At 62.3% G+C, this 14162-nt stretch carries 13 protein-coding genes; 4 read left to right on the top strand and 9 right to left on the bottom strand.

Annotated features, from left to right (window positions below; translation table 11 throughout):
* Positions 1–191 precede the first annotated feature (191 nt).
* On the top strand, positions 192–1757 hold the full coding sequence (locus tag FGF54_RS07165; RefSeq protein ID WP_168208031.1) for a LysM peptidoglycan-binding domain-containing M23 family metallopeptidase: 1566 nt from the start codon (positions 192–194) through the stop codon (positions 1755–1757).
* 294 nt (positions 1758–2051) lie between these two features.
* Here the strand turns inward: FGF54_RS07165 and mobB are convergent, their stop codons facing one another.
* The 5 genes from mobB to moaA form a co-directional block, all read right to left on the bottom strand.
* Positions 2052–2567: a molybdopterin-guanine dinucleotide biosynthesis protein B gene (mobB, locus tag FGF54_RS07155; protein WP_078053078.1), complete on the bottom strand. Its 516-nt coding sequence runs from the start codon at positions 2565–2567 to the stop codon at positions 2052–2054.
* Entirely contained in the window at positions 2564–3190 is a 627-nt protein-coding gene (gene mobA / locus FGF54_RS07150) for a molybdenum cofactor guanylyltransferase MobA (protein WP_142779306.1), read from the bottom strand. Before mobA ends, mobB begins: the two co-directional genes overlap by 4 nt.
* Entirely contained in the window at positions 3187–4386 is a 1200-nt protein-coding gene (locus FGF54_RS07145; protein WP_020809125.1) for a multidrug effflux MFS transporter, read from the bottom strand. The genes mobA and FGF54_RS07145 overlap by 4 nt, the downstream gene beginning before the upstream one ends.
* Position 4387: 1 nt before the next feature.
* Entirely contained in the window at positions 4388–5356 is a 969-nt protein-coding gene (locus tag FGF54_RS07140) for a DMT family transporter (RefSeq protein ID WP_142779305.1), read from the bottom strand.
* Positions 5357–5516: 160 nt separating this feature from the next.
* Entirely contained in the window at positions 5517–6566 is a 1050-nt protein-coding gene (moaA, locus tag FGF54_RS07135) for a GTP 3',8-cyclase MoaA (protein WP_142779304.1), read from the bottom strand.
* 132 nt (positions 6567–6698) lie between these two features.
* On the opposite strand from moaA, the gene FGF54_RS07130 reads away from it, so the two are divergent.
* From FGF54_RS07130 to FGF54_RS07120, 3 genes are all read left to right on the top strand, one after another.
* Positions 6699–7067, top strand: a complete 369-nt coding sequence (locus tag FGF54_RS07130; RefSeq protein WP_142779303.1) for a gamma-butyrobetaine hydroxylase-like domain-containing protein — start codon at positions 6699–6701, stop codon at positions 7065–7067.
* Positions 7068–7345: 278 nt separating this feature from the next.
* Positions 7346–9157 (top strand): monovalent cation:proton antiporter-2 (CPA2) family protein, encoded by a 1812-nt coding sequence (locus FGF54_RS07125; protein ID WP_142779302.1) that lies wholly within the window; start codon positions 7346–7348, stop codon positions 9155–9157.
* Between the two features lie 54 nt (positions 9158–9211).
* Positions 9212–9820 (top strand): pyridoxamine 5'-phosphate oxidase family protein, encoded by a 609-nt coding sequence (locus FGF54_RS07120; RefSeq protein WP_080816895.1) that lies wholly within the window; start codon positions 9212–9214, stop codon positions 9818–9820.
* 226 nt (positions 9821–10046) lie between these two features.
* Here the strand turns inward: FGF54_RS07120 and FGF54_RS07115 are convergent, their stop codons facing one another.
* The 4 genes from FGF54_RS07115 to trpC form a co-directional block, all read right to left on the bottom strand.
* Complete coding sequence (locus tag FGF54_RS07115) at positions 10047–11117, bottom strand: GGDEF domain-containing protein (RefSeq protein WP_020809132.1); 1071 nt, start codon at positions 11115–11117, stop codon at positions 10047–10049.
* A 511-nt stretch (positions 11118–11628) separates the two neighbouring features.
* The gene (gene glp, locus FGF54_RS07110; protein WP_142779301.1) at positions 11629–12846 is read right to left on the bottom strand and encodes a gephyrin-like molybdotransferase Glp; all 1218 of its coding nucleotides are present in this window, start codon (positions 12844–12846) and stop codon (positions 11629–11631) included.
* Positions 12847–13338, bottom strand: coding sequence for a cyclic pyranopterin monophosphate synthase MoaC (moaC, locus tag FGF54_RS07105; protein ID WP_142779300.1), 492 nt, complete (start codon positions 13336–13338; stop codon positions 12847–12849).
* Positions 13339–13345: 7 nt separating this feature from the next.
* Positions 13346–14161, bottom strand: a complete 816-nt coding sequence (trpC, locus tag FGF54_RS07100; protein WP_142779299.1) for an indole-3-glycerol phosphate synthase TrpC — start codon at positions 14159–14161, stop codon at positions 13346–13348.
* Position 14162 lies beyond the last annotated feature (1 nt).

Raw genomic sequence — 14162 nt, 5'->3', positions numbered from 1 at the left:
TTTTAACGGCGTGGTAACACTAACGCGCTTTAATCATAAACATCGACGCATGGTTTTCCCCACCTCGGGAAATGGGCCTTGCAAGAAGTGAAATTTGTGCCGGATCGGTCTCGATGCGGCGGGTTGGCGTCAGTGTAGATCGAGTCATGCGTATGAGACATTCGTCTAAAATCGGAAAATCAGTCGCAAAAATGTTCGCAGCGGCATTGCTGGCAAGCGTCGCAACGGGCTGTAGCTCGGATGCAACGCGGTTCAGCGGCCTCTTTTCCAGTGGACCGGATCAGATGACCACGGCGTCAATTCCTGCCCGTCAGGGCGGCGGTGCTTACGGGCAGGCCCCGGTTCCGCAGGGCGACATGAATGGCGGTTACGCCTCTGCCGCACCGCAGGGCGGTTATGCCAACCAGAACATGGCGGGCAATTCCTACCCGCAATCGGGTGGTTATGGCGGCGTTCAGCCTTCCACGGCCCGCTCGGCTTCGGCCTCTCCGGTGCAGCGCTCCGAGCTGTCGGCGCCGACGGCGGTGGCAAGCCGCGATCCGTCGAGCCGCAACGAAGCCATGGCCCAGCCTTTCCCGTCCGCTCAGCCCAAGGCCGCGCCGTCTCTTGCTGCGCCCGCCCGGCAGGCTGCCGCTCCCGTCACCGACAATCTGACGACCGCAACCGTTCGTTCCGACAAGAACGGCTGGCATACCGATGGCGCTTCCTCCGTGACCCTGCGTCCCGGCGAAAGCATCGCGACCCTCTCCAACCGCTACGGCGTTCCGGAAAAGGAACTGCTGCGCGTCAACGGTCTGAAGACCGCATCCTCGGCGCAGGCCGGCCAGTCGATCCTCATTCCGAAGTTCGGTCAGGTCCGCAATGCCGCCAAGGACGCGGCCGGCGATATCGCTCTCAACCGCAATGGCGACCAGCCGACACCGCTGCGTAGTCCTGAAGGGAACGTGGCCGTGCTGCCGTCGCAGGCGGCCGCCCGTGACAAGGTTTCCTCCGAGACCGGCAAGCTGACGCCTCCCGGCGGCAAGCCGCTGCCGCCGACCGGTGGCTACAAGGTTCAGGCCGGCGACAGCCTGGCGAAGATCGCCCGCGAAAACGGCGTGTCGGTCGCTGCCCTCAAGGCGGCAAACGGTCTCAGCAACGAAAGCATCCGCGTCGGCCAGACGCTCAATATGCCGGGCGCTTCGACGGATGCCATCAAGACGGCTTCCGTTCCTGCCAAGGAAGCGGCCAAGCCGGTCGAAACCGCATCCGCCAAGCCTGAGCCCTACAAGGCACCGGCTGCTGCCGCGGCTCCGACTGCGCCTGCCACACCGGCCACCGCCAGTGTCAGCGACATCGAGAAAAAGGCCGACATGGCTTCCGTCGCACCGGAATCCACGGGCATCGGCAAATATCGCTGGCCGGTTCGCGGCGCGGTCATCAACAATTTCGGCGACAATGTCGAAGGCAGCCGCAACGATGGCATCAACATCTCCGTTCCCGAGGGCACGCCGATCAAGGCTGCCGAAAACGGCGTGGTCATCTATGCGGGCAACGGCCTGAAGCAGCTCGGCAACACGGTTCTCGTCCGCCATGACGACGGCAAGGTCACCGTTTACGGCAATGCGGCCAATCTCGACGTGCAGCGCGGCCAGAAGGTTCAGCGCGGCCAGACCATCGCCACATCGGGCATGACCGGCAGCGCCAAGCGTCCGCAGGTTCACTTCGAAGTTCGCAAGGATGCGACGCCGGTGAACCCCTCCAGTTTCCTTGAATAGGTATTGCGTCTCAAGGAATGATGAAGCCGGGTGAAGAGCCCGGCTTTTTCATTTTTGGGGTGGGGGATCACGGGAGCTTACGTCGTCGTTGCGGCAGGCGTTGTGGGTTTCGGTTTCATGGCACATCTCCTCCGTCATGCCGGACCTGATCCGGCATCCAGCCGACACGCGTCGGCGCGGCGAGAGGGTCCTTTCAGCCCAAGGACTTGGGCTGGCTGGATACCGGCTCAGGGCCGGTATGACGGAAGTGGGGAGGCGGCCTGGGCGCCGACGCCGCGCCGTTCCGACGCCTGTTTACGCCCTCACTAACCCAACCGTCTTCTCGATGAAATCGGCAATGGCGCCGGTATCGTCGAGATCGAAAACCGGCAGCGCCGTGTCTGTCACCGCATGGTCGGCGGCAATGGCGACGATATGCGGATCGAGCGGCGCAAGCGGTTCGGTCTTGGCGGCCTCCAGCCGGCGTGCTTCGATCTTCGGCACCGGCTCGTATTTATAGCCTTCGATCAGCACCAGATCGCAGGGGGCGAGGCGGGCGAGAATATCCTCGAAGGAGGGTTCCGGTTCGCCGCGCAATTCATGCATGATGGCGAAACGGGTGCCGGAAACGATGGTGACCTCGTGTGCGCCGGCCTGCCGGTGACGCCAGCTATCCGCGCCGACCTTGTCGATATCGAAATCATGATGGGCGTGCTTGATGGTGGAGACGCGGTAGCCGCGTGCCGTCAGCTCGGTGACGATACGGACCGCAAGGCCGGTCTTGCCCGAGTTTTTCCAGCCGGCGATGCCGAAGACCTTTTGTGCCGTCATGATTGCAGGTTCTCCAGATAGCTGCGCGCCAGCGCCAGTTCATCCGGCGTGTTGATGTTGAAGAACGGATCGAGGCTGCCCTTTGCCGTTTCCAGCGGCGGGAAGGCCACGCCGATGGTGACATGCCGGGCGAGATAGGCGCGGATGCGCCGGTTCGCATCGTTCTTCAGCCACGCCTCGAGATCGTCGGCCAGCGCCAGCGGCCACAGCGCAAAAACCGGGTGAAGCTGGCCGCTGGAGGCGGCGATGACGATCGCATTGTCCGACAGGTGTTCGCAAAGCCGCGCCACGAGATCGTCCGGGAAAAACGGGCTGTCGGCGGGCGCCGTCAGAAAGTGGCTCGCCGCATCCCCGCGGTGCTGGAAATGGCGCATGCCGGCCAAAATACCCGCGAGCGGCCCGGCATGGCCGTTCAGCGTATCGGGCAGCAGCGGCAGGCCGAAACTCTCCGCCCAGCCATAGGCCGCGTTGATGGTGACATCTGAGACCTGCGGGGTGATGCGGCTGATGACATGGGAGATAAGGGGCGCATCGCCCAATTGCACCATCGCCTTGTTGCTGCCCATGCGCCGCGAAAGCCCGCCGGCGAGCACGAGACCGGGTATTTCGAAAGGGGCCGTCATTCCCGCTTTTCCTGCAGCCTTACGACATAGGTGGTGAGGAGGGCGACAAGGCCGGTCGCCAGCATCACCAGAAGAAGCGGCCAGGTTCCGTCCTCTCTGGACAGGACCGAGGAGGCGAGCACCGAGAGGGCGGCGCCGCCGCCGATGGTCATCGCGCCGCCGAGGCCGGAGGCGGAGCCGGCCAGATGCGGCTGGACGCTGACCATGCCGGCATTGGCGCTCGGCAGCGTCACGCCGTTGCCGACGCCGATCAAGGCGAGCGGCACGAAAAACGCATAGGCGCTTTCCGCCCCGGCGGAGATCAGCATCATGGTCGTGGCGATGCCCGCAATGGCGATGACATTGCCCGACAGCATCATGCGTGTAATGCCGATTTCGCTGGCATAACGGCCGGAGATGAAGTTGCCGAGCATGTAACCGCTGGCCATGAAGAAGAATTGCAGGCCGAGCATGGCCGGCGCAAGCCCGTAAAGCACGCTGCCGACAAAGGGCGCACCGCCGAGGAAGGAGAAGAACATGCCCGATGAGAAGGTCGAGGTCAGCGCATAACCCCAGAACAGCGGCGAGCGCAGCAGTTCCGGCCAGGCGTGGAACTGCTGCGAAAAGCTCGCCGACTTATTGTGGTTGGTTTCGCCGAGATCGAACCAGGCGAGCACCAGAATGCCGACGCCGAGCAGGGAGAGGAGGGCGAAGCTCGACTGCCAGCCGGAAATGTCGTTAAGCAGGCCGCCAACCGTCGGCCCCACCATCGGCACCACGGACATGCCCATGGTCACGTAGCCGATCATCGAGGCCGCCTGTTCCATCGGCACCATGTCGCGCACGATGGCGCGCGCCAGCACGAAGCCGGAAACGACGGCCGCCTGCGCGACGCGCCCGATCATGAAGACGGTGATATTGGGCGCGAGCATGCAGACGAGCGTTGCGACGATCATGATGGCGATGCTGGCCAGCATGACCGGGCGGCGTCCGAAGAGATCGGAGAGCGGGCCGATGATGAGTTGCAGGCAGGCGGTGGCGGCAAGATAACCCGAAACGGCAAATTGCATCACCGCGTAGTCGGTCTCGAAATAAACCGCCATGGCCGCAAGCGAGGGCAGGAACACATTCATGCACAGCGCCGCGACGCCGGCGATGACGACCAGCGTGATGATGTGGGGCGGGGTGGTCCTGTCCAGAAAACGGCCGCTGTTCATGTCATTCTCCCGCCTCTTCCGTAACGGCAGCTTTCGTTAAGGAAGCCGGCCGTACCGTGGTCGCGGCGGTGGGTGTGGCGGCTGCGCGCTTGGCCATCTGCGAGCGCTTACGCAGGCTTTCGCGGTAGAAGGTATAAAGGCCGGAGCCGATGACGATCATGGCGCCGACGATAGTGTAATTGTCGATCTTTTCGTTGAAGAAGAACACGCCGATCATGAAACCCCAGAGCAGGCCGGTATAACGGAACGGCGCGACGAAGGAGATTTCGCCTGATCGCATCGACAGTATGATCGCCTGATAACCGACGAGCACCAGAATGGCCGAAGCCGCCAGATGCGATACGATCATGAAGTTCATCGGTTGCCAGCCGCCGAAGGGCACGATCAGCAGGCCGCCCACCGCCATGTTGACGAAGGCGGTGATGACGGTGATGGCGAGCGAGGGCACATCGGCATACATTTTCCGGGTCAGCAGATCGCGCGCAGCGGTGACGGCGAGCGATGCGACGACCAGAAGCGCACCCGGCGTGAAGCCTTCCGGGCCGGGCCTGATGATGACGAGCACGCCGATAAAACCGACGATGATCGCCACCCAGCGCCGCCAACCCACGGGTTCGCGCAGGAACAGCGCCGCACCCAGCGTCACCACCAGGGGCAGGGACTGCAATATGGCCGAGGCATTGGAAAATTCGATGAGGCCGAGCGCCGTCAGATAGAGCACGGCCGCCGTCACCTCGCAGAGACAGCGCAGGATGATGATGGGGCGCATGAGGGTTTTCAGCGGCCGGAGCGCGCCGAAATGGCGGGCGGCGATGTAGATCAGCACCACCGTCATGATGCCGCGGACGAACATGATCTGGCCGGTGTTGATATAGGGGGTGACGGATTTCGTCAGGGCGTCATTGGCCGTGAAGCTTGCCATGGCGAGCGCCATCAACAGGGCGCCGCGCGTATTGTCCGTCAATGCCATTCCAAAATATCCCAGACCATGCGCGGTTTTCCCGGCCGCCCTTTCGGGGCGATTTGGGCCGCCCTTCCGGCGTGACCGCGCATTCCTCCATGTAAAGAGACGTGGCACGGCACAGCCGGCATTTCAACCGTTTATATGGGTGGGTGGACGAGAAACAGTTTCAGCCGCCGGTCACGCTCATATGGCGGGAGACGGCAGGCCGGTTGTGGGTGCGGTCGATGATGAAATCATGCCCCTTCGGTTTGCGCAGAAGGGCTTCATCGATGGCGCTGGAAAGATAGGCGTCGCTGTCGGAGGCGCGCAGCGCGGTGCGCAGATCGGCGGCGTCATCCTGGCCCAGGCACATATAAAGCGTGCCGGTGCAGGTGAGGCGGACGCGGTTGCAGCTTTCGCAGAAATTATGCGTCATCGGCGTGATGAAGCCGAGCCGGCCGCCGGTTTCCTTCACCGTCACGTAACGGGCGGGGCCGCCGGTCTGGTAGTCGCTGTCGATGAGCGTGAAGCTCTTTTCCAGATCGGCGCGCAACTGCGAAAGCGGCAGGTAGCGGTCGGTCCGGTCTTCCTCGATCTCGCCCATCGGCATGGTTTCGATCACCGTCAGGTCCATGCCGCGACCGTGGGCGAAACGCATGAGGTCGGGAATTTCGGCGTCGTTGAAGTCCTTCAGCGCCACCGCGTTGAGCTTGACCCTGATACCCGCGGCCTGGGCGGCGTCGAGCCCCTCCATGACGCGGTCGAGATCGCCCCAGCGGGTGATGTGGCGGAATTTGTCGCGGTCGAGCGTATCGAGCGACACGTTGATGCGGCGCACGCCGCAATCGGCGAGTTCTGCGGCGAATTTCGCAAGCTGCGAGCCGTTGGTGGTCAGCGTCAGCTCGGTGAGGGCGCCTGTGCGCACATGCCGGCCGAGGTTTCGCACCAGCGACATGATGTTCTTGCGCACCAGCGGTTCGCCGCCGGTCAGCCTCAGCTTGCGCACGCCGCGCGTTATGAAGACGGAACAGAGCCGGTCGAGTTCTTCGAGCGTCAGAAGGTCCTTTTTCGGCAGGAAGGTCATGTGTTCGGACATGCAATAGGTGCAGCGGAAATCGCAGCGGTCGGTGACGGAAACGCGCAGATAGGTGATGGCGCGGCCGAAAGGGTCCACCATCGGTGTGCTGTTTTCCGTCAGGGTTTTCGCTTTTTCAAGCGAGCCGGAGAAACCGTTCACGTCTCCATCCTCAATGCGCCTTGCGCCGGGCACACACGCCGAATGTGTGCTCTATTAGCTGATGTAGTGGCTTGCCTATCGTGAGGCAAGTCCGTAATTCTGACGCATATGACGAGCTTGCGGAAGTGAAAAATGAGCGATGCCTGGCCGACCGAGCTGCTTGTGTCGAAAGACCGGCGCGAATTGACCGTTTCCTTCGACGATGGAAGCGTTTACCGGCTTCAGGCCGAGATGCTGCGCGTGCTTTCGCCCTCTGCCGAGGTGCAGGGCCATGGGCCGGGACAAAAGGTCACGGTGCCCGGCAAACGCGATGTTGCCATCCGTTCCATGGTCGCCACCGGCAATTATGCGGTTCGCATCGTTTTCGACGATGGCCACGATAGCGGCATCTACACCTGGAAATATCTGAAGGAACTGGGTGAGACCGGCGATGCGCTGTTTGCGGATTATGAGCGGCAGCTCGCCGAAAAGGGCTTGAGCAGGGAGCCGCGATACCGGTAGAGAAAACACCGAGGGAGGCGCCCTCGTGAGAATGATGGCAAAGGGGTTGAAGAACTGGTGCGTTTGGCAACGTTGTTGCATCCGCGCTTCGTCACCCCGGACTTGATCCGGGGTCCAGCGCGATCAAGTCCTTGATCGCGGGAGAGTCCTTTCACGGCGCAGACGCGCGGTGGCTGGATGCCGGATCAAGTCCGGCATGACGGAGGAAATGTTCTTGCGCGTTGCCGATAATCGGACGGGGGCAAAGCTCTTGTCTCACTATTTAAACGGGGTGGCGTGTGGCTGTAGAAGCGAACGGAAATGATCTGGCCCAGGTGGTCGTGTTGCTGGCGGCAGGCGTTGTCGCTGCGCCGATCTTCAAGCGCATCGGCCTCGGTTCGGTGCTCGGCTATCTGGCCGCCGGCCTGGTGATCGGGCCTTACGGTCTCGGTTTTTTCTCCGATTCGCAGGCCATTCTGCATATAGCGGAACTCGGCGTGGTGATGTTCCTGTTCATCATCGGCCTTGAAATGCAGCCGTCGCGGCTGTGGTCGATGCGGCAGGATATTTTCGGGCTGGGTGCGCTGCAGGTGCTGGTCTGCATGGCGGGCCTGACATCGATCGGCGTCGGTCTCGGTTTTCCCGTCATCATGTCCTTCGTCGCCGGCACCGGTTTCGTGCTGACGTCGACGGCGATCGTCATGCAGATGCTGCAGGAACGCAACAGCATGTCGAGCCTGAAAGGCCAGCGCATCATCGCCATCCTGCTGTTCGAGGATCTGGCCATCGTGCCGCTGCTCGCGCTTGTCGCCTTCCTCGGTTCGGGGGGCGAACATGTAACAGCGTCGGAGCGCTTGGCTTCCGTCGGTATCGCGCTTGCCGCCGTCGGTGCGCTCATCCTTGCCGGGCGTTATCTTCTCAACCCGTTCTTTCGGCTGCTCGCGGCTTCCGGCGCGCGGGAGGTGATGACTGCCGCGGCGCTGCTGGTGGTGCTGGGTTCGGCGCTTCTGATGCAGGTGAGCGGCCTTTCCATGGCAATGGGCGCCTTTCTGGCCGGCGTGCTGCTGTCGGAATCCTCCTTCCGCCATCAGCTGGAAGCGGATATCGAGCCGTTTCGCGGCATTCTGCTCGGCCTGTTTTTCCTCGGTGTCGGCATGGCGATCGATCTTGCCGTCATCGCCTCCAACTGGCAACTCGTGGTCATCAGCGTTGCGGGCTACATGCTGCTCAAGGCCTTCCTGATCTATGGCGTGGCGCGGGCGCTCGGCACCACCCGGCGCGAAAGCCTGGAACGGGCGGTGCTGATGGCGCAGGGCGGCGAATTCGCCTTCGTGCTCTATTCGGCCGCCGTCAGCGCCGGCATTCTCGACCGGGAGGCGAACGCCATCCTGACGGCGACCATCATCATCTCCATGGTGCTGACGCCGCTGATGGTCATCCTGCATGACCGGCTGGTGCCGGCGGCGGTTCCCAATACCGACGATCTCGACGTGCCTGAAAATGTCGAGGGCAGCATTCTCCTCATCGGCTTCGGCCGTTTCGGCCAGATCGTCAGCCAGCCGCTGCTGGCGCGGGGCTACACGCTGTCGCTGATCGACAAGGATGCCGACTTTGTGCGTGAAGCGGCGGAATTCGGCTTCAAGGTCTATTATGGCGATGGATCGCGGGCGGAAATCCTGCATGCCGCCGGTGCGGGCACGTCGCGCGCGGTTCTCATCTGCGTCGACGACAAGGAGGCGGCCGTCAGGATCGCGGAGATCGTCAAGCACGAATTCCCGCTGGTTCCGGTTCTCGCCCGTGCTTACGACCGCGGCCACGCCATCGATCTGCTCAAGGCTGGCGTCGATTACCAGATCCGCGAAACGCTGGAATCGGCGCTGAATTTCAGCGAGGAAGTGCTGGGCGCCATGGGTGAGGAGCGGGAAGACGCCGCCCGTCTGGTGGAAGAATTCCGCGACCGCGACGAGGAACGTTTCGCTATGGAAGTCGTCGGCGGCATTTATGCCGGCCGTTCGCTGATCCGTGGCAACGCCCAGCCGGCCGACCTCGTTGCCGCCCGCACCGCGCGCGAGCGGGCCGAGCGGGAAAAGGCGGAAGCCGCAGAGGAATAGGACGCCCCGGTCTTTCGGCGGCGACAGAGGGAATTGGCAGGGATAGGAACGGACATGACGATCATTCGCACGGTTGAGGAATTGAAGGCCATCTATGACAGCACGAGCGAGGCATCGATCGCCAAGGTGACAGCCACGCTGACGGCCGAATACCGGCTGATGATCGAGACTTCGCCCTTCCTGGCGCTGGCGACGGTCGGGCCGGAAGGCATGGACTGTTCGCCGCGCGGCGACAAGGGCGGCGTGGTCCGGGTGGCCGATGAGAGGACCGTGCTTTTGCCGGACTGGCGCGGCAATAACCGCGTGGATTCGCTTCTGAACATCGTGCGCGATCCGCGCGTGGCGCTGATGTTCCTGATACCCGGCTCGAATACGACGATGCGCATCAACGGCCGCGCCGTGGTCTCCGTCGATCCCGACCTGCTGGAAAGCTTCGAGATGGATGGCAAACATCCGCGCACCGTCATCGTGGTGACAATCGATGAAGTCTATTTCCAGTGCGCCCGGGCGCTGATGCGCTCGGAACTGTGGAACCCCGATAATTTCGTCGACCCGGCTTCGCTTCCGACACCCGGTCTTCTGCTCAAGGCGGCCAAGGCGGAATTCGATCAGGAGACCTATGACCGGGAATGGGCGGCGCGGGCGGCGAAGACCATGTGGTGAGGCGCAATAACGACGCGACCATCGGGCCGTTGAGGCAAGCCTTGCAAGGCTTGCGCCCTTGGCGAAAGCGGAGCGTCTCGCTCCGTCACCCCGGACTGGATCCGGGGTCTAGCGCGATCAAGTCCTTGATCGCCAGAGACTCTTTTCACAGCGCAGACGCGCCGTGACTGGATGCCGGATCAAGTCCGGCATGACGGAGGAGATAGTGGCGCACACACCACCATCCTCACGTCCGATAGATCAGCCAGTTCTTGCCGGTATAGTTCTTCTGCATGCCGTCCTCGTAATAGACGGAGCGGTTCCGGCCGGTTTCCTTGGCATGGTAGAGCGCGGTGTCGGCATGGCCGTAAAGCTCGCTGGGGTTGGTGGCCTGTGCGGCGGAAGCGAAGCCGAGGGAGATGGTCACCGTGCCGTAGTCGGCGCCCGATCTCGAATTGCGGAAGGGCGTGCTTTCCAGCGACAGGCGGATGCGCTCGCACATCACCATCACCTCTTCCGGCGTATTGCCGTCCAGAATGATGGCGAATTCCTCGCCGCCGCTTCTGGCGACAAAACCATCCTTGCGGACATTGGCGCGGATGACCGAGGCGACGGTGGCGAGAATCTTGTCGCCGACCGGATGGCCGAAAGTGTCGTTGATCCGCTTGAAATGATCGATATCGAGCAGGACGAGCGTGGTATACTGCAGGCCGATGGAACTGTCATAGACGGATGCCAGCCGGTCGTCGAAGGCGCGCCGGTTGGACAGGCGCGTCAGCGAATCCGTATTGGCGATGCGCTTGTACTCATCCAGCTCCAGACGCACCTGGTGCATCTCCTCGGCATGGCGGTTGACATCGTTGAAGGCCTTTTCGCCGTCGATGATTTTCGAGCCGGTGGCCTCGGCCAGCAGCGAAATCGCATTCCTCAGAATATTGCTGCTGGCGGCATTCTTGTCATCGATGCGCTGGCGCGTTTCGCCGAGAATCCTGTTGTAGTTTTCGATGGAGGATTGTTCGCGCCTCAGCGTGCCCAGAAGGCCCTCCAGTTCGCGCCTGAGCTTCTCATGCGCATCGTCGATGGACCGGGCGGGATTGCCTTCCCCGTAACGTGAGGACAGCTCGTCCAGATCCTCCTGCGTGACCCGATTTCCAAGCGCGGCCAGATCCTTCGTCAGGGCAGGGTTCGAACCGATATAGGCTTCGTAAAAGAGGCTGTAGTTACGCGGGATCGGCGAAACACCCATGCTCCGCATGGCATAGGCAATCTGCCCGGCAATGTCGGGCCCCGTGGTTTTGGGCGTGGATGCCGTGTTCATCAAGAAACTCCAGTGAGTCTGCTTATCGACTATGATTATTATTATGAAGCTCGTTTTGGAAAGCTTAATTTATGGGAAACTAATTTTTGTGCCCGGAAACTTCATTTTCGTCACTTTTTATCTTATTTAATTGATAAATATAAGTAATTTTCATTCTGAAGAATTCCGGAAATTTTTCCCTCTACTATTCGCCTTGGTGACAGCATCGCATTTATTCTGTCAATCCCAATAACGGGATTCGTGTGATTTATTTTGGCACAACAATATGTAGAAATAATTCCGCGGCGGAAAGCCATGGTGGTTTTTGAATTCGTGGAAATCCCGCCTATAGGCGGTTTTTTTTATCATTCGTGTCGGGATACAGGAACGTTACAGTCTTATCTTCCGTTCCCGTTCCCGTGCCATGCGGCACGCGGCGGTGCCGTTTAGTGACGGCGCGGCAACCGTTCGGTAAGGTTCAGGAAGAGCTCAGTTATGCTGCCGGCCCAAGTTTGGCCGTATCGCCTGCGTGTCAGGATCTCAGCCTGATGACCGGGCATTCCGCCCCGGCCGCCGCCGCCGGCGCGTTCGGCGGGCGCACGATCAAGCCGTCGGAATGGGCCAATATCTTCATCATCGATGAATCCTGCTTCGCATGGGCTTCCGCCACCAGCAGGCCGTTTTCGTCCGTGCTGAAACGGGCGCGCAGATAATCCTGCCGATGATCATTCGCTTTCAACGGCGTGGCGGTGCGGGCGGTGGTCGTGCGTTGCAGCGGCGCACGGCGGGCGATGCTGCGGAGCAGCGGTTCGAGGAACAGCAGGCCGCAGACGAGGCTGGCAACCGGGTTTCCGGGCAGGCCCAGAACCTGCATGGCGCCGATGGACCCGACCATCAGCGGTTTCCCCGGACGCATGGCGATGCGCCAGAAATCGAGCTGCATGCCTTCCGCCTTCAAGGCTGCCTGCACGAGGTCAAGGTCGCCGACGGAGGCGCCGCCGAGCGTCACCAGCACATCGACCTTCGCCGCGACCGCCTTGCCGATGGCGGCGCGGATCAGCCTGTCATCATCGGCAATGATACCGAGATCGAGAACCTCGGCACCCGCCTGCCGGGCGAGGGCTGCGACGCCGAAGGTGTTGGAGGCGATGATCTGGGCGGGCTGCGGCGCGCTTCCCGGCGGCAGCAATTCATCGCCGGTGGCGAGGATGGCGATGCGCGGCCTGCGATAGACGGTGAGCGCGGCATGGTTCATAGCCGCGGCGAGCGTCAGGTCGGTGAAGCCGAGCTCACGCCCTGCCGTCAGGGCCGCTTCGCCTTCGGTAAAATCCTGTCCGCGCGGGCGGATATGTCGCCCGGCGGTGACGTCGAAGGCGGTGCGGATTTTTCCGCCCTCCAGCACTTCGGCATCCTCCTGAATGAGAATGGTATCCGCACCCTGCGGCACGGGCGCGCCGGTGAAGATGCGCACGGCCTGGCCTTCACCCACCGTGCCGGTAAAGGCATGGCCGGCGGCGGCCTGACCGATGACGGTGAGGACCGAGCCTATCGCCGCCGCATCGGCGCTGCGCAGCGCATAACCGTCCATGGCCGAGGCATCGAAGGGCGGCTGGGTGAGGCGTGCAATGAGATCGGCCGAGAGAACCCGGCCATCGCATTCGGCGAGCGGCAGGGTTTCGCTTTCGGTCACCGGAACCGCTGCTTCCAGAAGGCGTCTCATGGCCTCATCCACGGGCAGCAGCGGTTTCATTCAAGTCTCCTGTCGCCGGAAATCGCCGGACTTGCCGCCGCTCTTTTCGAGAAGGCGGATATTGACGATTTCCATCGCCTTGTCGACGGCCTTGGCCATGTCGTAGATCGTCAGGCAGGCGATGGATACGGCGGTTAGCGCTTCCATCTCCACGCCGGTCTTGCCGGACAATTTCACCAGCGCTTCGACCCGCAGACCGGGCAGGGCGGCGTCTTCGGCAATGTCCACCGCCACCTTGGTCAGCATCAGCGGATGGCAGAGCGGGATGAGGTTTGCCGTCTGTTTCGCGGCCATGATGCCGGCGAGGCGTGCGGTGCCGATGACATCGCCCTTCTTGGCGTTGCCCTCGCGGATGAGCGCCAGCGTTTCCGGCTTCATCTTCACGAAACCTTCGGCGACGGCGACACGGACGGTCTCGGCCTTGTCGCCGACATCGACCATATGCGCTTCGCCGCCAGCATCGATATGGGTGAGCTTTCCCGCCTCGCTCATCGGTGCATTATTCCGCGGCCAGAATGCCGGATTGGCCGGTCAGAAGGGCTTTGGTGGCCGCCGTCACATCGTCCTTGCGCATCAGGCTCTCGCCGACGAGGAAGGTGCCGATGCCGCTTTTTTCGAGACGCTTACAATCCTCGAAGGTGAATATGCCGCTTTCGCCGACCAGCAGCTTTTCCGCCGGCACGAGGCCTGCGAGCTTCTCGCTGGTTTCGAGGCTGACCTCGAAGGTGCGCAGGTTGCGGTTGTTGATGCCGAGAAGCGGCGAGGCGAGCTTCAGCGCCCGTTCCGTTTCTTCCTCGTCATGCACTTCCACCAGCACATCCATGCCGAGCGCGAAAGCCTCGTCTTCAAGGCGTTTCGCCTCGTCGTCGGAAAGCGAGGCCATGATGAGGAGAATGCAGTCCGCGCCCCAGGCGCGGGCCTCATGCACCTGATAGGTCTCGAACATGAAATCCTTGCGCAGCGCCGGAAGCGAGCAGGCATTGCGGGCGGCGGTCAGGAATTCCGGGGCGCCCTGAAAGCTTGGGCTATCCGTCAGCACCGAAAGACAGGCGGCGCCACCGGCTTCATAGGCGGCGGCCAGCGCCGGCGGATCGAAATCCGGACGGATGAGGCCCTTGGAGGGGCTGGCCTTCTTGATTTCGGCGATCAGGCCGAACTTGCCTTCGGCCTGCTTTGCCCGGAGCGCCCTGTAGAAACCGCGCGGCGCGCTCTGGTCTGCGGCCATGGCCTTCAGGTCGGCCAGCGAAACCTTCGCCTTGGCGGCGGCGATTTCCTCACGCTTGTAAATCTCGATCTTTTTCAGAATGTCGCTCATG

It is taken from the genome of Agrobacterium sp. T29 (assembly GCF_006970545.1).
GTDB classification, from domain to species: Bacteria; Pseudomonadota; Alphaproteobacteria; order Rhizobiales; family Rhizobiaceae; genus Agrobacterium; species Agrobacterium leguminum.
This window is presented reverse-complemented; position numbering and strand designations above follow the sequence as displayed.

Coding starts and splice junctions, on each gene's coding strand:
- FGF54_RS07165 (WP_168208031.1), top strand. CDS start 192: ATGTTCGCAGCGGCATTGCTGGCAAGCGTCGCAACGGGCTGTAGCTCG.
- mobB (WP_078053078.1), bottom strand. CDS start 2,567: ATGACGGCACAAAAGGTCTTCGGCATCGCCGGCTGGAAAAACTCGGGC.
- mobA (WP_142779306.1), bottom strand. CDS start 3,190: ATGACGGCCCCTTTCGAAATACCCGGTCTCGTGCTCGCCGGCGGGCTT.
- FGF54_RS07145 (WP_020809125.1), bottom strand. CDS start 4,386: ATGAACAGCGGCCGTTTTCTGGACAGGACCACCCCGCCCCACATCATC.
- FGF54_RS07140 (WP_142779305.1), bottom strand. CDS start 5,356: ATGGCATTGACGGACAATACGCGCGGCGCCCTGTTGATGGCGCTCGCC.
- FGF54_RS07130 (WP_142779303.1), top strand. CDS start 6,699: ATGAGCGATGCCTGGCCGACCGAGCTGCTTGTGTCGAAAGACCGGCGC.
- FGF54_RS07120 (WP_080816895.1), top strand. CDS start 9,212: ATGACGATCATTCGCACGGTTGAGGAATTGAAGGCCATCTATGACAGC.
- FGF54_RS07115 (WP_020809132.1), bottom strand. CDS start 11,117: ATGAACACGGCATCCACGCCCAAAACCACGGGGCCCGACATTGCCGGG.
- glp (WP_142779301.1), bottom strand. CDS start 12,846: ATGAAACCGCTGCTGCCCGTGGATGAGGCCATGAGACGCCTTCTGGAA.
- moaC (WP_142779300.1), bottom strand. CDS start 13,338: ATGAGCGAGGCGGGAAAGCTCACCCATATCGATGCTGGCGGCGAAGCG.
- trpC (WP_142779299.1), bottom strand. CDS start 14,161: ATGAGCGACATTCTGAAAAAGATCGAGATTTACAAGCGTGAGGAAATC.